Source organism: Martinezella lusitana (genome assembly GCF_900094565.1).
Classification (GTDB): Bacteria; Pseudomonadota; Alphaproteobacteria; order Rhizobiales; family Rhizobiaceae; genus Rhizobium; species Rhizobium lusitanum.
The window spans coordinates 581,390-602,799 of sequence record NZ_FMAF01000002.1 but is presented as its reverse complement, the minus strand read 5'-3'; the positions used below and the strand labels follow the sequence as shown (position 1 = coordinate 602,799).

The window sequence follows — 21,410 nt, the reverse complement described above, 5'->3', positions numbered from 1 at the left end:
ATGGCGCGCCCTCCCTTTACCGAAAGTACCGACAGCCAAGTGAATGCCCTGACGCATACGCTTGCATCGCTGCATTTCGAAACGCCGAAGGCCGAGGCCCGCGCCGAAGTCGGCCGGGCCGGCCGTGAACTCTGCCTCTATCCCGGCAAGCTTGGCTATGAGCTGCAGGACGAGTTGGACTTCCTGTCCAATCGCGCCATGGAGCCGAACGTCTTCTTCTCCGGGCGCTTCCTGGCGCCTGCCATGCCGCGGCTCGAAGACCGGCAGGTACGGCTCGCCCTGATGCGCGACAACAGCAGTACGCGCAGCCGCATGCGCCTGCTGATGCCCTTTACCGTCGACAAGCCGGGCTTTGCGCTCGGCCCCTCGATCATCCGCGTCTGGTCGAATTCGTTCGGCCCGCTCGGCACACCGCTGGTCGATGCGGAGGATGCCGGCGAAACGCTCGACAATCTTTTCGAAGCGCTGGCCCGACAGGAACTGCACCTGCCGACCACGCTCGTACTTCCTGATATCCGCCTGAACGGCCGTTTCGCGCAGATGGCAAAGGTCATTGCCATCGGCCGAAATCTGCCCATTGCGGTCGCAAACCCCTTCCAGCGCCCGATACTCGACAGCAAGGACGATGCTCTCGCCTATCTGAAGCGGACGATCTCGAACGCGCATCTGCGCGAAATGCGCCGGCAGTGGCGTCTCTTGGAAAACCAGGGCGAGGTCACCTATAGCGTCGCCCGCCAGCCTCGCGACGTTCACCAGCGCATGGAAGAATACCTGGCGCTCGAGGCAAGCGGCTGGAAGGGAAAAAAACGTTCGGCTCTGGTCACCGATCGCCATCATGCCGCCTTTGCCCGCGAAGCGATCTCCAACCTCGCGGCCGTCGACGCCGTGCGTATCCACACCATCGATCTCAACGGCAAGGCCATCGCCTCGATGATCGTGCTGATCATGGGCGGCGAGGCCTATACCTGGAAGACGGCCTATGACGAGGCCTATGCCCGCTATTCGCCGGGCAAGCTGCTGATGGCCGAGTTGACGGAGTGGCATCTCGACGATGCCAACGTCGTCCGCTCCGATTCCTGCGCGGTGCCGGATCATCCAATCATGAGCCGCTTCTGGCACGAGCGCGAAGAAATGGGCACGCTGATCATCGGCCTCGCCCAAAACGGCGACCGCGACGTCCGGCAGGTGGCCACGCAATTGCACATGTATCGCAGCACCCGCAACATGGCGAAACTGCTGCGCGAAAAGATCCTGTCGCTTACGAAGCGCTAAAGCAATTCCAGCAGAAGTGCGCCGCGGTTCTGCGTCCGGAATTGCGTGAAAACAAAGAGATAGGGCATTTCCGTGACTCCGTCTAAGACGGAAATGCTCTATCTTCGGCGGTCGCCCGCTCGCGCAGCAGGCGACGGATCACCTTGCCCGAGGTCGTCAGCGGCAGCGCGTCGACGAACTCGATCTCGCGCGGATATTCATGCATGGAAAGCCGCGTCTTCACCCACTCGCGGATCTCCACCGCCAGCGCCTCGCTCGGCTCGCGGCCGGGCACCAGGACGACATAGGCCTTGACGATCTCGGTCCGCACCGCATCCGGCTTGCCGACGGCCGCGGCAAGCTGCACCGCCGGATGGCCGCCGAGGCAATCCTCGATCTCGCTTGGGCCGATACGATAGCCGGAAGAGGTTATGACATCGTCGTCGCGGCCGACGAAGGAAACATAGCCCTCGGTATCCTGCCGGCCGATATCGCCGGTCAGCAGCCAGTCGCCGGCGAACTTCGCCTCCGTCGCCTTCTCATCCCGCCAATAGCCAAGAAACATCACCGGATCAGGTCGCCTTATCGCGATCTGCCCGCTTTCGCCCAAGGCGACCTCGACGCCATCGGCATCGACGACCGCAACCCGATGTCCGGGCACCGGCTTTCCCGTCGCGCCGGGGCGGCTGACACCGAAGGCCGCACTGGAGGACAGGACGAAATTGCACTCCGTCTGGCCGAAGAATTCGTTGACGCTGATGCCGAGCGCCGAGCGCGCCCATTCAAAGGTCTCGCGGCCAAGAGCCTCGCCGGCCGAGCCGATGGTGCGCAGCTTGAGATCGTAATGCGCCCGGGGATCATCGACGGCTTTCAGCAGTCTCAGCGCCGTCGGCGGGATGAAGGCGTTGCGCACGCCCATTTCGGCCATGATGCGGAAAGCCGTGTGCGGGTCGAACTTCTGCGCCGGAGAGGAGACGACGGGCACGCCGAGCATCAGGCTCGGCAGCAGGGCGTTCAACAGGCCGCCGGCCCAGGCCCAGTCGGATGGCGTCCAGAGCTTGTCGCCGGCTTGCGGAAAGCCCTCATGAGCGAACTGCATGCCGGGAATATGCCCCGGCAGGACGCGATGGCCGTGCAGCGCGCCCTTCGGCGGCCCGGTCGTGCCTGACGTGAAGATCATCAATGCCGGATCGTCCGGACCCGTATCGGCCAGCTCGAAGAGCGGCGGATGTGCGGCCACCAGATCGGCAAAGCCTGCGACATCGTTCTCCGCACCGTCGATGCTGATCACCTGCACCAGCTCCGGCAGCCGGTCGCGGATCGGCCGTAGCCGCTCGAGGCCGAACTGGTTGGTGACGATCGCGGATGCACCCGAGACCTTCAGCCGATATTCCAGCGCCTCGGCACCGAACAGCAGCGCCAGCGGCAGGGCGATCGCCCCCATCTTGTAGATCGCCACATGCGCCACGACCGTCTCGAAACTTTGCGGCAAGAGCAGCGCCACCCGGTCGCCGGCGCGGACCCCGAGTGCCGAAAGCGCATTGGCGAATGCGGCGGAGCGATCCCGCAACGCGCCATAGGTCATGGAGAGATGATCGCCGTCCGGATTGAAATGCTGCAGGCAGATCCGATCGGGCTCGCTTTCGGCCCAGGCATCGCAAACGGCGTGCCCAATGTTGAACCTCGCCGGAATTTCCCAACGAAAATCGCGATAGAGGGCTTCATAAGTATCACGCGGGGGCAATTTCATGCGGAATTCCGAAAAATGGTGCGGTGCAGCTAACACCTGTCACCCCAGAGGTTCAAGGAAACATTTGAAATTCCCGTCTTCCCCGCCGCGCGAATCGCCTTATTTATTGAGTAATATTTCGAAGCTCTTCACGAACAGATACACTGATCGGCGGCTTTGCTCCGCTGGCTTACCCTTGGTGACGCATCCACTTTGCCTGCCCCTCGGCGGCAGAGCGTTGTTGCGCCGGATACTTGAACGGACGGAGAATATCGATGGAATACGTAAAGCTTGGCAGGACCGGTCTTGAAGTCTCGCGCATCTGCCTGGGTTGCATGACCTATGGCGACCCTGACAAGGGCACGCACGCCTGGTCCCTGAACGAGGAACACAGCCGTCCGCTGCTGCGGCAGGCGATCGAGGCCGGCATCAATTTCCTCGATACGGCCAACACCTATTCCAACGGCTCGTCCGAGGAAATCGTCGGCCGCGCCATCAAGGATTTCGCGCGCCGCGACGACATCGTGCTCGCCACCAAGGTCTTCAACCGCATGCGCCCGGGTCCGAACGGCGCCGGCCTTTCACGCAAGGCGATCTTCGACGAGATCGACAACAGCCTGCGCCGCCTCGGCACCGACTATGTCGACCTCTACCAGATCCATCGCTGGGACTATACGACGCCGATCGAGGAAACGCTGGAAGCGCTGCACGACGTCGTCAAGGCCGGCAAGGCTCGCTATATCGGCGCCTCCTCCATGTATTCCTGGCAATTCGCCAAGGCGATCTACACCTCGCGCCTCAACGGCTGGACCGAATTCGTCAGCATGCAGAACCATCTGAACCTGCTCTATCGCGAGGAGGAGCGCGAGATGCTGCCCTTTTGCGAGGACCAGAAGATCGCCGTCGTCCCCTGGAGCCCGCTTGCCCGCGGCCGCCTTACCCGCGATTGGGACGAAGCGACGGCACGCACGGAATCGGACGAATTCGGCAAGACGCTCTACACCCAGGCTGTCGACGCCGATCACAAGATCGTCGACGCCGTCGGCGCCATCGCCAAGGCTCGCGGCATCGCCCGCGCGCAGGTCGCCACCGCCTGGATCCTGCAGAAGAGCGCCGTCACCGCGCCGATCATCGGCGCTTCCAAGCCCGGCCACATCACGGACGCCGTCGCTTCGCTGGCCGTCAAATTGACGCCGGAAGAGATCGAGGCACTGGAATCGCCCTATATCCCGCATGGTGTTGCCGGGTTTAAGTGACCGGAGATTTTGGAGCTGGTCAGGCGCATGCACCGGTGCAGCATCGGACTTGCCTGGCCCCTCCGCCCGCATATGCGCGCAATCGCCTACGGGCATGCTGGTGCAGCAAGCTCCTTCTCCCCGAGGGGAGAAGGGGTTCCGCCGCAACGGTACCGTTGAGCCCGCGGCAAATCGCGCAAAAGTTATTTCACGCGCCGGTCACAGATGAGTCATAACGGGATGAGGTTCCCCTTGCCCCCCGAGGACCGCTCATGACCACAGTTCCCTTCATAGCGCGGCGCTTTCAATCGACCGCGGCCTACTACCTGCGCTATCGCATCCCCTATCCCGACAGGCTGATTGACCGCGTCGCCGAGCGCAGCGGCCTGAAGCCCGGCGACCATGTGCTCGACCTCGGCTGCGGCCCCGGCCAACTCGGCATCGCTTTCGCGCGGCTGCAGGGCGCCGCTGTCACCGCAATGGATCCCGAGCCGGAAATGCTCGCCGCCGCCGAAGCCGGCGCTCAGGATGCCGGCGTCGAAATCACCGTACGCCAGGGCTCCTCCTACGATCTCGGACCTGATATCGGCAAGCTGCATCTCTGCGTCATGGGCCGCTCCTTCCACTGGATGGACAGGCCGGCAACGCTTGCCGCGCTGGACAAGCTGATCGAGCCTGATGGTGCGGTCGTCCTCTTCCACGATAAAAGCATCCTCGCGGAACCGGACTGGCGCGGGATCGTCGAGCCGCTGGCGGAAGCCTATTCGCCCGAACGCAACGCCGACCGCCTGCTGCGCAAGAGCAAGGCCTGGGCGCCGCATGAAGCCATGCTGCTGGCCTCGCCCTTCCGCAATCTCGAACGCATCGGCATCGTCACGGAATATACTCGGGATATCGAAGACATCGTCGGCCGCGTCTTCTCGATGTCGTCTACCTCGCCGCAGGCGCTGGGCGACAAGGCGGCGGAATTCGAAGCGGCGCTCCGCGCGGAACTGCTTGCGGCCGCACCCGACGGCAAGTTCAAGGAGATCGTCGAGGCGAACGGGCTGCTCGCCTTCCGCGACTAGAGCAATTCCGGGAAAAGTGCGTAGCGGTTTTCCGTCCGGAATTGCGTAAAAACGCTCGCTATAGTCAGCCCTCGTCTTTACCCGGCGGAGGCGTCAGCTCCTGCCGGGTTGCCGACAGGAATTCCTGCGACAGCGCCGGATCGTCCATCGCCCGCGCCAGGATGACGGCGCCGACCATGGCCGAAAGGCTGGCAAAGGCCTTGCGGCGACGGTCCTCCGGCGCTTCGCCGGGAACAATCTGCTCGAGGACATCAACCAGTCCCATCAGGCCGCCGGTAAAGGTCGATTGCATTTCGGGGCCATGACGGCTGACCTCCTGCGTCAGTGCCGCGAAGACACAGCCGGTCGCATGCTCGACGACGTTGCGATGCGAGAGGTAATGGGCAAGCAGCGCTTCGAGCGGCTGCTCCGGCGAGCTTGCCGCCACTTCCTTCCAGCGCTCGAGCGAGCGCGACACCAGCGCCTTGCTCGCCTCGCAGGCCAGCTCGTCCTTCGATTCGAAATGACCGTAGAAGCCGCCATGCGTCAGGCCGGCGGCCTTCATGATCTCGGCGACACCGATGCCGTCAAAGCCCTTTTCGCGAAAAAGCTCTCCCGCGACCGCAAGAATCTTCTCGCGGTTCTCGGCGAATTTTTCCCGGCTCACTCTCATCAAAAAACTCCATCAGAGCTTCAATAAATATGAATTGACAATTTATATGATGGCCATCATCAATGCGCAACAAATATGATTGCAATCATGTAAATGCCTTTACACGAACGTTCAAGCCGGGAGAGCGGCATGGCGCTACAAGCGAAAACGGCCCCCCCGGTCTTTCGCGGAAAAGCGCTTCCACCGCTCGCCCAACCTGACGCCAAGACACGAAACTTTATTGGAACGCACTCATGGTCTCCACCGCTCTTGCTTCGACGCTCGCCCGGCGCAACATCCATTATGGATGGGTGGTCGTCGGCGCCACCTTCCTCACCATGCTCGTCACGGCCGGCGCCATGGGCGCGCCCGGCGTGCTCATCAAGCCGCTGCAGGACGAGTTCGGCTGGAGCACGTCGTCGATCTCCTCGGCGCTCGCCGTCCGGCTGTTGCTGTTCGGCCTGATGGGGCCTTTCGCCGCCGCCTTCATGAATTATTTCGGCGTTCGCAAGGTCATCGTTTTCGCGCTTGCGACCATCAGCGTCGGCTTCATCGGCTCGCTGTTCATGACGCAGGTCTGGCAGCTGCTGCTCTGCTGGGGCATCATCGTCGGCTTCGGCACCGGGCTGACCGCCATGGTGCTGGCGGCGACCGTTTCGACGCGCTGGTTCACCAAGCATCGCGGCCTGGTCATCGGCATGCTGTCGGCGAGCTCCGCCACGGGACAGCTCGTCTTCCTGCCGCTGATGGCCGAGCTGACGACGCGCTACGGCTGGCGCGCGACCGTGATCTTCGTCTGCGGCATGATCGTCGTTGCCGCCTTCATCGTACTGCTTTTGATGCGTGACCGCCCCTCGGACGTCAATCTGCCGCTGGTTGGCGAGATCCACGTCACCCCTGCACCGCCCGCCACCAAGAACCTGAAGGCCGCACTCGCCTCGCCCCTGTCGGTCCTGAGGGAGGTATCCACGACCTCCACCTTCTGGATCCTGTTCGCCACCTTCTTCATCTGCGGCCTGTCAACCAACGGCCTGATCCAGACGCATTTCGTCACGCTCTGCGGCGATTTCGGCATCGTCCCGGTCGCAGCCGCCAGCATGCTCGCCGTCATGGGCATCTTCGATTTCTTCGGCACGATCGGCTCGGGCTGGCTGTCCGACCGCTTCGACAATCGCTGGCTGCTCTTCTGGTATTACGGGTTGCGCGGCCTGTCGCTGGTCTACCTGCCCTTCAGCAACTTCACCTTCTACGGACTGTCGATCTTCGCCGTCTTCTATGGCCTCGACTGGATCGCCACCGTGCCGCCGACCGTCAAGATCGCCGCCGATCGCTTCGGCCGCGAAAAGGCCGGCCTCGTCTTCGGCTGGGTCTTTACCGGCCACCAGCTGGGCGCCGCAACCGCCGCCTATGGCGCCGGCCTCACCCGCACCGAACTCAACACCTACCTGCCGGCCTTCTTCGTCGCCGGCGCCTTCTGCCTGCTTGCCGCGATCCTCGCGATCACGCTGCAAAAGTCCGGCTCCGCCACGAGGGGCCCGGCCCTGGCCCACTAGGCTCCGCAACGCAAAAGCCCATGGCGTCCACCCACGCCATGGGCCAAACCGCAACCCTGCGGAAACACTCGCAATATCTGCCGCACCCGGCTTGCGCGCCCCGCCGATCACATGCTAGACAGCCGCCTCGTCAGGATCCGTTGCCCCATTGGCGGAATTGGTAGACGCGCTCGACTCAAAATCGAGTTTCGAAAGAAGTGCTGGTTCGACTCCGGCATGGGGCACCATCTTTCAGGCAATGCAAGCTGCCTTCACACTGGTACACGCGCAGCGCTTCAACAAAAACTCCCGTTCGGCTGCCCAGATTACTGCACGAACCCTTGTTCGGCCATGCATCCTTTAAATGTCTCGTTTGAGGCAAAAGCACCGGCAATCCAGTACCTGCCGGCAATTACCTGCGTGTCGGAAGCTCGACCACTACAGATTGCTTTTGCCCGCTCAATTTGCCCTTGCTCTGTAGATGAAACGCGGTGCCAACCATTAGATGCGCTGCCGTTGCATCCGGCGAAGATCGCCCCCATAATTACGATATAAATTGCGCGCATTGATACCTCCCGAGATTCTTGACCTGAGGTTTCTATTCATTCTTTATAAAACACGCAAAACGGGAGATTCGCGCAGTCTTCCCACGAAAGCAAGATGGCGGTATCTTTGAACGCCAAACTCCCCACCATCACGAAAAATTTTGATTTTGTGCGGCTTCCGTCACCCGGCGACCATTTACAGCCATAATCCTGCCCCCTAAAGGTTTGCAACGCAGCAACAGGGGACCTCATGCTTCGAAGACTTTACGACTGGACCATGTCGCTCGCCGGCCGCAAATCGGCGGAAATCTGGTTGGCTGTTATCGCCTTCGTCGAGAGCTCCATCTTTCTCGTGCCCGCGGACGTGCTGTTCCTGCCGATGTCGCTCGCCAAGCCCGAGCGCGCCTGGCGTTATGCGCTGACGGCAACGGTCGCCTCGGTACTCGGCGGCATTGCCGGCTGGGCGCTCGGCTATTTTGCCTTCGAGGCCATCGCCAAGCCGATCCTGGAATTCTACGGCAAGCTCGACGCCTTCAACCAGATGAGCGCCGGCGTCACCTATGGATGGGTGGTGCTGCTGCTGATCACCTCTGGCCTTGCGCATCTGCCGCCGATCAAGGTGGTGACCATCCTGTCCGGCGTCGCCCATATCGATCTCGGCCTGTTCATCGTCTCGGCGATCGTTGCCCGCGGCGCGCGCTTCTTCTTCCTGGCCTTCCTGCTGCGCCGCTATGGCGAATCCATCCGCCATTTCATCGAGAAGCGCCTCGGTCAGATCACCATGGCCGCCGCTGCCGTGCTGATCATCCTCTACCTCATCTTCCATTATGCCCTGGCGCGCTGACCAAGGAGCCCCCACGCATGTCCACGACCTCGCCTTCCCGACGCGCCGGCCTTAGCTATAGCGTGCTGCTGACGCTCGGCATGATCGTCGTCATCGGCACGGCCCTCGGCTTCCAGCATATCGGCGGCTACATTCCCTGCGCCCTCTGCCTGGACCAGCGCCAGCCCTATTACTATGGCATTCCGGTCGCCATCGCCGCCGCGCTGTCGGCCGTCGCCGGCATGCCCTCCTGGATCACGCGAGGGCTGCTGGCCATCGCTGGCCTGATGATGATTGTCGGCGGCGGTATCGGCGTCTATCACGCGGGCGTCGAATGGCATTTCTGGGCAGGACCGACGACCTGCTCGACGACGGCCAGCAGCATGACGCAGAATGCCGGCGACCTCTTGAACGAGCTCAGCACCGTCAAGGGGCCTTCCTGCACGGAAGCCGCCCTGCGCATCCTCGGCCTGTCGATGGCCGGATGGAATGTGATCGCCAGCATCATCCTGGCCGCAATCGCCTTTGTCGGCGTGAAGAAGGCGGCCTGATCTGGCCGATCGGCAGCATCTTTCGTATGCCGTTCCTCCGATACCCCCTCTGTCATTGTCGTGACAAAGGGGGGTGACGCGCTCCGCGAAAACGCCCACGAAAGAGGCGTCATCCCTTACGGCTGCAGTTCCGAATCCCAGTAGAGATAGTCGAGCCAGCTGTCGTGCAGGTAGTTCGGCGGGAACAGGCGGCCGTTGTTGTGCAGGTCCTGCACGGTCGGCTGATAGGGCTTCTGCGCCGGGAACATGCCGGCCTGCTTCGGCAGCTTGCTGCCCTTGCGCAGATTGCACGGCGAGCAGGCGGCCACCACGTTCTCCCAGGTCGTCTCGCCGCCATGGGCGCGCGGGATGACGTGATCGAAGGTCAGGTCGTCATGCGAGCCGCAATACTGACATTCGAACCGGTCACGCAGGAAAACGTTGAACCGGGTGAAGGCGGGATTGCGGGATGGCTGCACGTATGTCTTGAGGCAGACGACGCTCGGCACCCGCATCGAGAAGCTCGGCGACGATACGCAGTGGTCGTATTCAGCAATGATATTCACACGGTCAAGGAAAACCGCCTTGATCGCGTCCTGCCAGGACCAGAGCGACAAGGGGTAATAACTCAGCGGCCTATAGTCAGCGTTCAGGACGAGCGCCGGTAAGGACTGCGGGGAGACTGCAATCGTCAAGGAACCCTCCTGATCGATTCGGCATCTGCACCTGTATATTAGGCCGGTTGTTACAGGATTGTGAAGTCCAATAAATTCAGCGCATAAAGGCAAAACCAAGGAAACGCAGGTTAAACGATAGGCAGCGCATCCCGCCGGGTTTTCGCGGCGTAATAGGCCCAGAAAAGCCGGGCCGCGACCGAGCGCCAGGGCGCCCAAACTGCCGCTTCCAGGGCCAGAGCCTTGGCCGGCGGCCGTTCTTTATAGCCGAAAGCCATGCCGACGGCGGCCTGCAGCGCCACATCGCCGACCGGAAACACATCTGCGTGACCAGCACAAAACATCAGGTAGACCCCGGCCGTCCAGGGGCCGATTCCCTTGATGGTCATCAGCTCGGAGAGCGCCTTCTCCGGTGATTCGTCGCAGAGCGCATGCAGATCGAGGCCGCCTCCAACGACGGCATCGGCCACGCGCGCCAAGGTATCATGCTTGATTCGCGACAGGCCGAAGGCTCGCCAGGCGTCCGGCTCAAGGCCGGCATAGCCATCGGCGGTCACGCTTCCCAGCCGTGCCGTCATCCGCCCCCAGATCGCATCGGCGCTGGCGCGCGATACGACCTGCGAGACGATGATATGGGCAAGCCCCTCGAAGCCCGGCTCGCGCAGCCGCAGCGGCACCGCGCCCGCCTCTGCGGCAACGGGCCGCAGGCGCGGATCGAGCTCCAGCAGGGCGGCCAATCCCCGTTCGATATCGCCATCGTCGCGAATGATCTGCATGGCGTCTCGTAGTCTCCGGTTCAAATTCGTGGCAGAAGAAAGCATGATCGAGATATCCCGTCAAAAGCCGAAATTCCGCTTTGCCCCGAGCCCGAACGGCCCGCTGCACCTCGGTCATGCGCTGTCGGCCATCCTCAATCACGAGATGGCGGCCAAGGCCGGCGGCGATTTCCTGCTGCGTATCGAAGACATAGATCAGGCCCGCTGCACACCCGATTTCGAAGCCGGCATCTTCGCCGATCTCGCCTGGCTCGGTCTTCGCTGGCAGGAGCCGGTGCGCCGGCAGTCCGAACATTTTCCGGCTTACCAGGAGGCCCTGCAGGCACTCATCGGGCGCGGCCTCGTCTATCCCGCCTTTCTGACGCGCGGCGAAGTCAAGGCCAGGGTGACAGCCTTCGAGGCGGGCGGCAGGCCCTGGCCCCGCGATCCGGACGGCACGCCGCTCTATCCCCCTGACGATCGCAAGCGCGACGGTGCGGAGCGGCAGCGCCTGCTGGAAGCCGGCCTCAGGCATGCCTGGCGTCTCGATATGGAAAAGGCCATGGCGGCGACGAATGGGCCGCTCCACTGGCGGGAAAGCGGCGATGGCGAGAGAGGCGATATAGCGGCCGATCCGGCAGCCTGGGGCGACGTCGTGCTGTCACGTTCCGACGCGCCGTCGAGCTACCATCTTTCCGTTGTCGTCGATGACGCCGTGCAGGGCATTACCCATGTCGTGCGTGGCCTCGACCTTTTCCACGCCACCTCGATCCACCGCCTGTTGCAGACCCTGCTCGGCCTGCCCGAACCGCTCTATCACCATCATCGCCTGGTCCTCGACAGCGACGGCCGGAAGCTTTCCAAGAGCATGGGCGATACCGGCATTGCCGAATGGCGCAGGCAGGGCCTGTCACCGGCGGAGCTTCGCCGCCGCATCGGCCTCTGACGACGCCTTTTCCGCTGCGCGGCTTGCTGCTGCCTTGCCGAACAGCAGGCGCCGCACCCGGAACTTCATCAGCGCGGCGTTGATCTCCGCCCCCATGATGAAGATCACGGCGAGCATATAGAGGAAGATCAGCACGATCATGACAGATGCCAGACCGGCATAGGTGGCGGTATAATTGGCGAAGGTCGAAAGATAATAGGCAAAGAGCAACGCGCCGATCGACCAGAAAACCATCGTCAGCACCACGCCGGGGATGACGTCGAGCAGGCGGCGCCGACCGGCCGCCAGCCACAGATGCAAGATCAGCAACCCGGCCAGCAGCAGGAAAATGGTGCCGTAGATTCGCCAGCTGAAGACGATATCAAGGATATCGGCCAGCGCCGGCACCCATTGCCTGGCATAGTTGACCGCCAGCGGCACGGCGACGAGCAGGATGCTCAGGATCGCGAAGATCAGCACCGCGATCAGCACATAGCCGAGACTGGCAAGACGATTGAAATACCAGGGCCGCGTCTCCAGCACGCGGTAGGCACGGTTAAGGGATATGCGCAGCGCCTCGACGCCGTTCGAGGCGAAGTAGGCGGCCGCAAGCACCGAGATCGTCAAAAGGCCGCCGCGCGGGATCGTCAGCACCTGCACCACCTGATCCGCCACGGGCTTGGCGATCGCCTCCGGCCAGGTATCGAAGATGAGATGCACGGCCGTGGACGAAAACTGGCTCGCGCCGAGAAAGCTTGCCAGCGCCGTGCCGAAGATCAGAAAGGGGAAAACCGCCAGCAGCGTCGAAAGCGCCACATGGCTTGCCATGGCGAAGCCGTCATCCTCGACGAAATGAAACACCGCATCGTAAACCACCTTGTAAACCGTCCGCAGGACTGTCGGCATTCCATCTCCACTTGACCTCGGCATTCACCCGCCGGTTGTCGATTGTGTCGGCCCCCCAAATATGGGAAACGAGTTTCTGTTTGTACAGGAAACATCCTATGACAGAACAACGCATTATCCTGCTAACTGGTTGCTCGTCCGGAATCGGCGCTCACTGTGCCCGGGCGTTGCAGACCGACGGATGGCGCGTTTTTGCAACCGTGCGCAGAGAGGAAGACCTCGGCCCGCTCGAAGCCGACGGCATTGAAGCGCTGCTCATGGATTATACGCGACCAGAGACGATTTCGTCCGTCGTGGCAACGCTGCGTGAACGGACGGGCAACCGCATCGACGCTCTCTTCAACAACGGCGCCTACGGTCAGCCAGGGGCCGTCGAGGATCTCACAACCGAAGTTCTGCGCGAGCAGTTCGAGACCAACTTCTTCGGCTGGCACGAACTGACGCGCCAGGTCATTCCGCTGATGCGCAGGCAGGGGCATGGCCGCATCGTCAACTGCTCGTCCATTCTCGGGCTCATTCCCTATCGCTTCCGTGGTGCCTACACGGCCTCGAAATTCGCGCTGGAAGGTCTGACGATCACGCTCCGGATGGAGCTGCAGGACAGCGGCATCCATGTCAGCCTGATCGAACCCGGCCCGATCGCGACGCGCTTCACCGCCAATGCGCTCGCAAAGATCCGCGAGCATATCGACCTCGAAGGCTCGGCTCATGCCGCTGAATACCGCCGGCAGCTGCGGCGGCTTGATGGCTCGGGTCCGATCAGTAAACATAAATTGGGGCCCGAAGCGGTCTACGATGTGTTAAAATTGGCTTTGAATGTGAAAAATCCGCGTCCACATTATCTTGTAACCATCCCTGCCAAGCAGGGCGTCCTCTTGAAAAGGCTATTGCCGGCTAACCTTTTCTATCGTCTGATGCGCCGGCTGGATTAGAGCAATCCCAGGAAAAGCGCTGAGCGGTTTTCCGTCCGGAATTGCGGAAGAATAATGAGAAAGAGCGGATCGGAGAGCCCAGGAAAGGCTGAACTGCTCTGAAGACAAGGATGGAGGAGCCATGTCGACCGTTACTTATATCGCCGCCGTCATTGTCATGGGCCTCGTCGCGATCGTTCTCGTTCGCGGCCTGCTGAACATGATGAAAGGCGATAATCCCAACCGTTCGAACCGGCTGATGCAGCTGCGCGTCCTGCTGCAGGCGATCGCAGTCATTCTGATCATGCTCACGCTCTGGCTGACGGGCGGCGGGCGCCCCGCCTGACAACAGGAAGACGATGGTCAAGCTCAACAAGATCTACACCAAGACCGGCGATGACGGCACGACTGGCCTCGTCGCCGGCCCGAGGCGGCTGAAGCACGATCTGCGCGTCGAAAGCTACGGCACCGTCGACGAAACCAATTCCGCGATCGGCGTCGCCCGGCTGCACACGGCCGATATGCCCGATCTCGACGCCATGCTGATGCGCATCCAGAACGATCTCTTCGATCTCGGCGCCGATCTTTCGACGCCGGAAACGGATGAGCCGCCGGCCTACGAACCGCTGCGCATTATCGATCGTCAGGTCGAACGCCTCGAACACGACATAGATGCACTCAACGCCGATCTCGAGCCGCTGAAGTCCTTCGTTCTCCCCGCCGGCCGCCCTGCGTCCGCCCATCTGCACCTCGCCCGCACAATCGCGCGGCGCGCCGAACGCCTTATGGTGGCGCTGTCCCGCAGCGAGGGCGAGCGCGTCAGCCCGGCGGCGCTGAAATATGTCAACCGGCTGTCCGATTTCCTCTTCGTTGCCGCGCGTCATGCCAACGACCATGGGCGGGCCGATGTGCTCTGGGTTCCCGGCAAGAATCGGTAGCGGGACGTTTCCCACACTCGGGGCGCATTTTTATTGACGTTAACGTAAACGTTATTTACACCCCTAAAGCAATTTGCCTGTCTGCGGCATGGAAGCGTTGTAATTGGGAAAAAAACGCGTATCCATGTCGCCATTCGACAAACGGAGCGGCGCTGAACAGGCCATGGTCTGGAGCGCAGTGTTGAAGGAAGGACCTCATGAAGATTCTCGTCCCCGTGAAGCGGGTAGTTGATTACAACGTCAAGATCCGCGTGAAGCCGGATGGTTCGGGCGTTGAGCTTACCAACGTCAAGATGTCGATGAACCCGTTCGACGAGATATCGGTTGAAGAAGCGTTGCGGCTGAAGGAAGCCGGCAAGGCCGAAGAAGTGGTGGTCGTGTCGATCGGACCTGCCAAGGCTGAAGAGACGCTGCGCACGGCGCTTGCCATGGGTGCGGATCGCGCCATCCTGGTCGAGACCGACGATGCCGTCGAGCCGCTCGCCGTTGCCAAGATCCTGAAAGGTGTCGCGGATGCGGAGCAGCCCGGCCTGATCATCGTCGGCAAGCAGGCGATCGATGACGACTCGAACCAGACCGGCCAGATGCTGGCTGCCCTTCTCGGCACGGCGCAGGCAACCTTCGCCTCGAAGATCGAGATCGGCGACGGTAAGGCCCAGGTCACCCGCGAAGTCGATGGCGGCCTGCAGACCATCGAGATCAAGCTTCCGGCTGTTGTCACCACGGACCTGCGCCTCAATGAGCCGCGCTATGCCTCGCTGCCGAACATCATGAAGGCCAAGAAAAAGCCGCTCGACAAGAAGACGCCGGCCGATTTCGGCGTGTCGACCGAGCCGCGCCTGAAGGTCCTGAAGACGGAAGAACCTGGTGGCCGCAAGGCGGGCGTCAAGGTCAAGTCGGTCGCGGAGCTCGTCGAGAAGCTCAAGACCGAAGCCGGCGTCCTGTAAACCAGTCCGAACGAGGAGTTAGACATCATGGCCATTCTTCTTCTGGCTGATCACGACAATGCACACCTCTCCGACCAGACAGCCAAGACACTGACGGCAGCGACCAAGATCGGCGGTGACGTCCACGTGCTCGTCGCCGGCTCGGGCGCCAAGGCTGCCGGCGAGCAGGCTGCCAAGCTTTCAGGCGTCTCCAAGGTGCTGGTTGCCGAGGATGCGTCGCTTGCCAACAATCTCGCCGAACCTCTGGCAGCGCTGATCGTTTCGCTGGCCGGTTCCTACGACACCATCATCGGTGCGGCCACCTCGGTCGGCAAGAACGTCCTGCCGCGCGTTGCCGCCCTGCTTGATGTCGCCCAGGTCTCCGAGATCATCGAAGTGGTCTCTTCCGATACCTTCAAGCGGCCGATCTATGCCGGCAATGCCATCCAGACCGTGCAGTCGACGGACGCGAAGAAGGTGATCACCGTGCGCACGGCCTCCTTTGCCGCAGCTGACGCAAGCGGCAATGCCGCGATCGAAAGCATTTCGGCAGCTGCAAACCCCGGTCTTTCCAGCTTCGTTGGCGATGCGCTGTCGAGTTCCGACCGTCCGGAGCTGACCTCTGCCAAGATCATCATCTCCGGCGGCCGCGCGTTAGGCTCGGCCGAGAAGTTCCGCGAAGTCATCCTGCCGGTTGCCGACAAGCTCGGTGCCGCCGTCGGCGCATCGCGCGCCGCCGTCGATGCCGGCTACGCGCCGAACGACTGGCAGGTGGGCCAGACGGGCAAGGTGGTTGCGCCGCAGCTCTACATCGCCTGCGGCATTTCCGGCGCCATCCAGCATCTGGCCGGCATGAAGGACTCGAAGGTCATCGTCGCCATCAACAAGGACGAGGAAGCCCCGATCTTCCAGATCGCCGACTACGGCCTCGTCGCCGACCTCTTCGAAGCACTGCCGGAACTCGAAAAGGCGCTTTGAACGCGCCTATCGATCTTCTCGCAGTTGCGAGAGACTGGAAAATCGTCTCTTATAGGTCTATCAATCTTGCCGGGCTAGAAATAGCCCGGCAAATTTGTGATGTAAAACATAGCGCACCGCCAAGAGCGCGCCGCCGGGGAGTTGGCAATGAGTTCGCTGAAGACGATCGGTATTATCGGCGCCGGCCAGATGGGTTGCGGCATCGCCCACGTATCCGCCATGGCCGGCTACAAGGTCCATATTTACGATCTGTCACAGGATCGCATCGAAAGCGGACTTGCCACCATCAATGGCAATCTTGCCCGACAGGTCACCTCCGGCAAGACCAGCGATGAGGACCGTAAGGCCGCACTTGCCCGCATCACCGGATCGAACGACCTCAACGATCTCGCCCAGGTCGATCTCGCCATAGAGGCCGCGACCGAGGACGAAAGCGTCAAGCGCAAGATCTACGCGCAGATCTGCCCAATCCTGAAGCCCGAGGCACTCCTCGCCACCAACACCTCGTCGCTGTCGATCACACGCCTCGCCTCCGCCACCGACCGGCCCGAACGCTTCATGGGCATTCACTTCATGAACCCGGTTCCGGTAATGAAGCTGGTGGAATTGGTGCGCGGTATCGCCACCGACGAATCGACGTTCTCCGCCGCCAGGGAATATGTCACCTCGCTGGAAAAAACGATCACCGTCGCCGAGGACTTCCCGGCCTTCATCGTCAACCGCATCCTGCTGCCGATGATCAACGAGGCGATCTACACGCTCTATGAAGGCGTCGGCACCGTCGATGCCATCGACACCGCCATGCGGCTCGGCGCCAACCACCCGATGGGGCCGTTGCAGCTCGCCGACTTCATCGGCCTCGACACCTGCCTGTCGATCATGCAGGTGCTGCATGACGGTCTCGCCGATTCGAAATACCGCCCCTGCCCGCTGCTGGTGAAATATGTCGAAGCCGGCTGGCTCGGCCGCAAATCCGGCCGCGGCTTCTACGACTATCGCGGCGAAGTGCCGGTTCCGACGCGGTAAAACACCCTCGCCCCAACGGGGAGAGGGTCGCGCGACAGCGCGGAGTGAGGGGGCATTGCCGGGAATGCCAAGGTGTTCCCCCAGTAGATGAATATAAATGCGACGCACGGCCCCCTCATCCGCCCTTACGGGCACCTTCTCCCCGCGGGGAGAAGGGGGAAATATCAAATTCCGGCCGCCGCCTTCACCAGCTTCTTCGCATCGTCGCTATCCCATACCGCCGGCCCGTTCATCGCCGATAGCAGGCAGCCCTTGTCGTCGATCAGCAACGTCACCGGCAGGCCGAAGGCCAATCCCTGCTTCTTCAGCACATTGAACACGCCCATCGTGTTGTCACGGTAATAGCCGAGCTTGTCGATGGCATATTCCGTGCGGAACGCTTTCGGCTTTTCCTCGTCGCCCGTGTCGATGTTGACGGCGACCACCTCGAACTTGTCGTTGCCGACGCTCTTCTCCAGCGCATTCAGCGCCGGCATCTCCTCGCGGCACGGCACGCACCAGGTCGCCCACACGTTCAACAGCACGGTCTTGCCGGCAAAACTGCCGATCGAAAGCGGCTGCCCGTCGGGACCCTTGAAGGACACATCCTTCAGCGAGATCGGCGCCGGCGGCACGCTCATGGCGGCAACCTGCCCCCTGGTGAAGGGCGTCAGAGCAGCGGCGCGATCCTTGGCAGTCCCGCATTGATCGGCTGCGGCCGTTTCACCAATGCCATTGCCATACCCTGCCTCCTTCACGTATACCGCTGCCGCACCGGCGATAACCCCAGCGACGGCGGCAAGCATAACGAGTTTCATGGACGGCAGACCGAACGGCTTCTTTGCTGTCATTTCATTCTCCAGGTGGGCATCTCATGACTGACGGCACGGACACCAAATCCTCCAACCAGATGTGGGGCGGGCGTTTCGCCTCCGGCCCCGCGGCAATCATGGAGGAGATAAATGCCTCGATCGGTTTCGACAAGAAGCTGTTTGCACAGGATATCCGCGGCTCAATCGCGCATGCCGACATGCTCGCCCATCAAGGCATCATTTCCACCGAGGATAAAGACAAGATCGTTCACGGCCTGAACACGATCCTGTCAGAGATCGAAAGCGGCAATTTCGAATTCTCCCGCCGCCTCGAAGACATCCACATGAACATCGAGGCGCGGCTCGCGACCCTGATCGGCCCGGCTGCCGGCCGGCTGCACACGGCCCGTTCGCGCAACGACCAGGTGGCGCTCGATTTCCGCCTCTGGGTGAAGGAAGAGCTGCAGAAGTGCGAGCAGGCGCTGACTGGTTTGATCGCAGCCTTCCTCGACCGCGCCGAAGAACACGCCGAAACCGTCATGCCGGGCTTCACGCATCTGCAGACGGCGCAGCCCGTCACCTTTGGCCATCACTGCATGGCCTATGTGGAAATGTTCGGCCGCGACCGCTCGCGCGTGCGCCACGCCATCGAACACATGGACGAATCGCCGATCGGCGCCGCAGCGCTTGCCGGCACCGGCTTCCCGATCGATCGCCACATGACGGCCAAGGCGCTCGGCTTCCGCGAGCCCACCCGCAACTCGATCGACACCGTCTCCGACCGCGATTTCGCCATCGAATTCCTGTCGATCGCCGCCATATCAGGCATGCACCTGTCGCGCCTTGCCGAAGAGATCGTCATCTGGTCGACGCCGCAATTCGGCTTCGTGCGCCTGTCCGACGCCTTCTCCACCGGCTCGTCCATCATGCCGCAGAAGAAGAACCCGGATGCGGCGGAGCTGGTGCGCGCCAAGACCGGCCGCATCAACGGCTCGCTGGTGGCACTTCTGACAATCATGAAGGGTCTGCCGCTCGCCTATTCCAAGGACATGCAGGAAGACAAGGAACAGGTCTTCGACGCCGCCGAAAGCCTGGAACTGGCGATCGCCGCCATGACCGGCATGGTGCGCGACTTGACGATCAATACCGCCCGCATGAAGGCCGCCGCCGGCTCCGGCTATTCGACCGCGACCGACCTCGCCGATTGGCTGGTGCGCGAAGCAGGCCTGCCTTTCCGCGATGCCCATCATGTGACGGGACGCGCCGTGGCGCTTGCCGAAAGCAAATCCTGCGAGCTCGCCGAACTGTCGCTGGAAGAACTGCAAGGAATCCATCCCTCGATCACCGACAAGATCTTCGACGTGCTGACGGTCGAAGCCTCGGTTGCCAGCCGCAAGAGCTTCGGCGGCACGGCGCCTTCGGAAGTGCGCAAGCAGATCGCCTTTTGGCGTGCCCGCAACTGAAAAGACTGACGAAAACGCACCCAAACAATCAGGGTGCACAAACGCGGGAAACTTCGCTAAGAAGGGTGACTTTCGCGTTTGTCGCCCAAGAGGATTTCGATGCAGATCAACATGCCGCATATCATCCGCCTGACCGTCGTGCTTTCGGTCGTCGGCCTTGCCGTCGTCGGATGTGGCCGCAAAGGCGATCTCGACCCGCCGAGTGCTCACGCGACCAAGGGCGGCGACGTCTCCAAGCCGACCAAAGAGCCCAGCCCGGACAAGAAGTTCTTCCTTGATCCGCTTCTCTAAATAGGCATCGATCGTGAACCATTTTCAGTATCGCGACGGCATCCTCTATGCCGAGGATGTTCCGGTTCCCGAGATCGCCAAGGCGGTCGGCACCCCTTTCTATGTCTATTCGACGGCGACGCTCGAGCGCCACTATCGCGTCTTCTCCGAAGCCTTCAGCGATGTCGATGCCATGGTGTGCTACGCCATGAAGGCCAATTCCAACCAGGCGGTACTGAAGACGCTCGGCCGCCTCGGCGCCGGTGTTGACGTCGTCTCCGTCGGCGAGCTGCGCCGCGCCCTAGCTGCGGGAATCCCGGCAAACCGCATCATGTTCTCCGGCGTCGGCAAGACGGCGCAGGAAATGGACGTCGCGCTCGAAGCCGGCATCTACTGCTTCAACGTCGAATCCGAGCCCGAGCTGGAGGTTTTGAACCAGCGCGCCGTCCGCGCCGGCAAGATCGCGCCCGTTTCCTTCCGTATCAACCCCGATGTCGATGCCCGCACGCATGCGAAGATCTCGACCGGCAAGAAGGAAAACAAGTTCGGCATCTCCTGGGAGCGCGCCCGCGCCGTCTATGCCCGCGCCGCCAGCCTGCCCGGCATCAATGCCACCGGCATCGACATGCATATCGGCAGCCAGATCACCGAGCTGCAGCCTTTCGACGATGCCTTCAAGCTGCTGCGCGATCTTGTGGAAACGCTGCGCGGCGACGGCCACGATATCCATCATGTCGACATCGGCGGCGGCCTCGGCATCCCCTATCGCGACGACAACGATCCGCCGCCTTTGCCCGATGCCTATGCGCAGATCGTCAAGAACCAGCTGCGCGGCCTCAACTGCAAGATCGTCACCGAGCCTGGCCGCCTGATCGTCGGCAATGCCGGCATTCTGGTGACGGAAGTCATTTATGTGAAGGATGGCGGCAACAAGAGCTTCGTCATCGTCGACGGCGCGATGAACGATCTGATCCGCCCGACGCTTTACGAGGCCTATCACGAGATCCGGCCGGTCGCGATCACCGCTGCCAATGCTCCACGCATCAAGGCCGATGTCGTCGGCCCGGTCTGCGAGACCGGCGATTATCTGGCGCTCGACCGCGAAATGGCGATGCCGAAGCCCGGCGATCTCCTCGCCGTCAGCTCCGGCGGTGCCTATGGCGCCGTGCAGGCCGGCACCTACAACAGCCGGCTTCTGGTTCCCGAAGTGCTGGTCAAGGGTGGCGAATTCCATATCATCCGCCCGCGCGGCACCTATGAGGAGCTGATCGGGCTGGATTCCATCCCGGCCTGGCTCGAGGGATAATCGGCTTTGCTCGGGATTTCGGGCAGCAAGGGCAGACCCATCCGTCCCTGTCCGATCGATCACGTTTCAGCGAAGTCCGATGAAAAAGCAGCCTTTGGCACCGCTTGCCCTCGTCTTCGCCACAAAGAATGTTATCTTTGTTCGAATGGCGTCTCGCCGGGCGCCGCGAGCGCGGGCGTGTGGGATGCCCGGCCATTT

At 62.1% G+C, this 21,410-nt stretch carries 23 protein-coding genes and 1 tRNA gene; 17 read left to right on the top strand and 7 right to left on the bottom strand.

Annotation, left to right across the window (positions count from 1 at the left end; genetic code table 11):
* The gene (locus tag GA0061101_RS06130) at window positions 1-1,272 is read left to right on the top strand and encodes a GNAT family N-acetyltransferase (RefSeq protein ID WP_037196670.1); all 1,272 of its coding nucleotides are present in this window, start codon (window positions 1-3) and stop codon (window positions 1,270-1,272) included.
* Between the two features lie 82 nt (window positions 1,273-1,354).
* Here the strand turns inward: GA0061101_RS06130 and GA0061101_RS06125 are convergent, their stop codons facing one another.
* Window positions 1,355-3,001 carry an AMP-binding protein gene (locus GA0061101_RS06125; protein WP_092573231.1) on the bottom strand — a complete coding sequence of 549 codons (1,647 nt, stop codon included), beginning with the start codon at window positions 2,999-3,001 and terminating at the stop codon, window positions 1,355-1,357.
* Between the two features lie 254 nt (window positions 3,002-3,255).
* Between GA0061101_RS06125 and GA0061101_RS06120 the strand changes: the two genes are divergently transcribed.
* Both GA0061101_RS06120 and GA0061101_RS06115 read left to right on the top strand, forming a co-directional pair.
* Entirely contained in the window at window positions 3,256-4,236 is a 981-nt protein-coding gene (locus tag GA0061101_RS06120; protein ID WP_037196674.1) for an aldo/keto reductase, read from the top strand.
* A gap of 251 nt (window positions 4,237-4,487) precedes the next feature.
* A complete protein-coding gene (locus GA0061101_RS06115; RefSeq protein WP_047553454.1) occupies window positions 4,488-5,282 on the top strand; it encodes a class I SAM-dependent methyltransferase in 795 nt (264 codons plus the stop codon).
* A gap of 64 nt (window positions 5,283-5,346) precedes the next feature.
* Here the strand turns inward: GA0061101_RS06115 and GA0061101_RS06110 are convergent, their stop codons facing one another.
* Window positions 5,347-5,934: a TetR/AcrR family transcriptional regulator gene (locus GA0061101_RS06110; protein WP_047553457.1), complete on the bottom strand. Its 588-nt coding sequence runs from the start codon at window positions 5,932-5,934 to the stop codon at window positions 5,347-5,349.
* A gap of 233 nt (window positions 5,935-6,167) precedes the next feature.
* Here GA0061101_RS06110 and GA0061101_RS06105 point away from each other — a divergent pair, with 233 nt between their 5' ends.
* The gene (locus tag GA0061101_RS06105) at window positions 6,168-7,466 is read left to right on the top strand and encodes an MFS transporter (protein ID WP_047640860.1); all 1,299 of its coding nucleotides are present in this window, start codon (window positions 6,168-6,170) and stop codon (window positions 7,464-7,466) included.
* A 142-nt stretch (window positions 7,467-7,608) separates the two neighbouring features.
* A tRNA-Leu gene (locus tag GA0061101_RS06100) sits at window positions 7,609-7,693 on the top strand.
* 78 nt (window positions 7,694-7,771) lie between these two features.
* Here GA0061101_RS06100 and GA0061101_RS06095 read toward each other — a convergent pair.
* Complete coding sequence (locus GA0061101_RS06095) at window positions 7,772-8,011, bottom strand: hypothetical protein (RefSeq protein WP_081938725.1); 240 nt, start codon at window positions 8,009-8,011, stop codon at window positions 7,772-7,774.
* Window positions 8,012-8,240: 229 nt separating this feature from the next.
* Here GA0061101_RS06095 and GA0061101_RS06090 point away from each other — a divergent pair, with 229 nt between their 5' ends.
* Window positions 8,241-8,834, top strand: a complete 594-nt coding sequence (locus GA0061101_RS06090) for a YqaA family protein (protein ID WP_037196680.1) — start codon at window positions 8,241-8,243, stop codon at window positions 8,832-8,834.
* Window positions 8,835-8,851: 17 nt separating this feature from the next.
* Window positions 8,852-9,364 (top strand): disulfide bond formation protein B, encoded by a 513-nt coding sequence (locus tag GA0061101_RS06085; protein ID WP_037196681.1) that lies wholly within the window; start codon window positions 8,852-8,854, stop codon window positions 9,362-9,364.
* A 116-nt stretch (window positions 9,365-9,480) separates the two neighbouring features.
* Here GA0061101_RS06085 and GA0061101_RS06080 read toward each other — a convergent pair whose 3' ends face one another.
* Together GA0061101_RS06080 and GA0061101_RS06075 are read right to left on the bottom strand one after the other, a co-directional pair.
* Window positions 9,481-10,038: an HNH endonuclease gene (locus tag GA0061101_RS06080; protein WP_037196682.1), complete on the bottom strand. Its 558-nt coding sequence runs from the start codon at window positions 10,036-10,038 to the stop codon at window positions 9,481-9,483.
* A gap of 110 nt (window positions 10,039-10,148) precedes the next feature.
* The gene (locus GA0061101_RS06075) at window positions 10,149-10,838 is read right to left on the bottom strand and encodes a DNA-3-methyladenine glycosylase family protein (protein WP_245297440.1); all 690 of its coding nucleotides are present in this window, start codon (window positions 10,836-10,838) and stop codon (window positions 10,149-10,151) included.
* Between GA0061101_RS06075 and gluQRS the strand changes: the two genes are divergently transcribed.
* Window positions 10,837-11,718 (top strand): tRNA glutamyl-Q(34) synthetase GluQRS, encoded by an 882-nt coding sequence (gene gluQRS, locus GA0061101_RS06070; RefSeq protein ID WP_037196684.1) that lies wholly within the window; start codon window positions 10,837-10,839, stop codon window positions 11,716-11,718. The two genes, GA0061101_RS06075 and gluQRS, sit on opposite strands and share 2 nt — an antisense overlap.
* Here gluQRS and GA0061101_RS06065 read toward each other — a convergent pair.
* Window positions 11,683-12,603: a YihY/virulence factor BrkB family protein gene (locus tag GA0061101_RS06065; protein WP_037196685.1), complete on the bottom strand. Its 921-nt coding sequence runs from the start codon at window positions 12,601-12,603 to the stop codon at window positions 11,683-11,685. The two genes, gluQRS and GA0061101_RS06065, sit on opposite strands and share 36 nt — an antisense overlap.
* Before the next feature lie 98 nt (window positions 12,604-12,701).
* On the opposite strand from GA0061101_RS06065, the gene GA0061101_RS06060 reads away from it, so the two are divergent.
* The 6 genes from GA0061101_RS06060 (at window position 12,702) to GA0061101_RS06035 (ending at window position 17,382) form a co-directional block, all read left to right on the top strand.
* Window positions 12,702-13,535, top strand: a complete 834-nt coding sequence (locus GA0061101_RS06060; RefSeq protein WP_037196686.1) for an SDR family oxidoreductase — start codon at window positions 12,702-12,704, stop codon at window positions 13,533-13,535.
* Window positions 13,536-13,656: 121 nt separating this feature from the next.
* On the top strand, window positions 13,657-13,860 hold the full coding sequence (locus GA0061101_RS06055; RefSeq protein ID WP_037196687.1) for a twin transmembrane helix small protein: 204 nt from the start codon (window positions 13,657-13,659) through the stop codon (window positions 13,858-13,860).
* A 13-nt stretch (window positions 13,861-13,873) separates the two neighbouring features.
* A complete protein-coding gene (locus tag GA0061101_RS06050) occupies window positions 13,874-14,452 on the top strand; it encodes a cob(I)yrinic acid a,c-diamide adenosyltransferase (protein WP_037196688.1) in 579 nt (192 codons plus the stop codon).
* 197 nt (window positions 14,453-14,649) lie between these two features.
* Window positions 14,650-15,399, top strand: coding sequence for an electron transfer flavoprotein subunit beta/FixA family protein (locus GA0061101_RS06045; protein ID WP_037196689.1), 750 nt, complete (start codon window positions 14,650-14,652; stop codon window positions 15,397-15,399).
* A 27-nt stretch (window positions 15,400-15,426) separates the two neighbouring features.
* On the top strand, window positions 15,427-16,356 hold the full coding sequence (locus GA0061101_RS06040; RefSeq protein WP_037196690.1) for an electron transfer flavoprotein subunit alpha/FixB family protein: 930 nt from the start codon (window positions 15,427-15,429) through the stop codon (window positions 16,354-16,356).
* A 147-nt stretch (window positions 16,357-16,503) separates the two neighbouring features.
* On the top strand, window positions 16,504-17,382 hold the full coding sequence (locus GA0061101_RS06035) for a 3-hydroxybutyryl-CoA dehydrogenase (RefSeq protein WP_034511539.1): 879 nt from the start codon (window positions 16,504-16,506) through the stop codon (window positions 17,380-17,382).
* Between the two features lie 164 nt (window positions 17,383-17,546).
* Here GA0061101_RS06035 and tlpA read toward each other — a convergent pair whose 3' ends face one another.
* Window positions 17,547-18,212 (bottom strand): thiol:disulfide interchange protein TlpA, encoded by a 666-nt coding sequence (gene tlpA, locus GA0061101_RS06030; protein WP_037196692.1) that lies wholly within the window; start codon window positions 18,210-18,212, stop codon window positions 17,547-17,549.
* Window positions 18,213-18,235: 23 nt separating this feature from the next.
* On the opposite strand from tlpA, the gene argH reads away from it, so the two are divergent.
* The 3 genes from argH (at window position 18,236) to lysA (ending at window position 21,212) form a co-directional block, all read left to right on the top strand.
* Window positions 18,236-19,636 (top strand): argininosuccinate lyase, encoded by a 1,401-nt coding sequence (gene argH, locus GA0061101_RS06025; RefSeq protein ID WP_037196693.1) that lies wholly within the window; start codon window positions 18,236-18,238, stop codon window positions 19,634-19,636.
* A gap of 99 nt (window positions 19,637-19,735) precedes the next feature.
* On the top strand, window positions 19,736-19,927 hold the full coding sequence (gene lptM / locus GA0061101_RS06020; protein ID WP_037196915.1) for an LPS translocon maturation chaperone LptM: 192 nt from the start codon (window positions 19,736-19,738) through the stop codon (window positions 19,925-19,927).
* Window positions 19,928-19,940: 13 nt separating this feature from the next.
* On the top strand, window positions 19,941-21,212 hold the full coding sequence (gene lysA / locus GA0061101_RS06015) for a diaminopimelate decarboxylase (protein ID WP_092573230.1): 1,272 nt from the start codon (window positions 19,941-19,943) through the stop codon (window positions 21,210-21,212).
* Window positions 21,213-21,410: the final 198 nt, after the last annotated feature.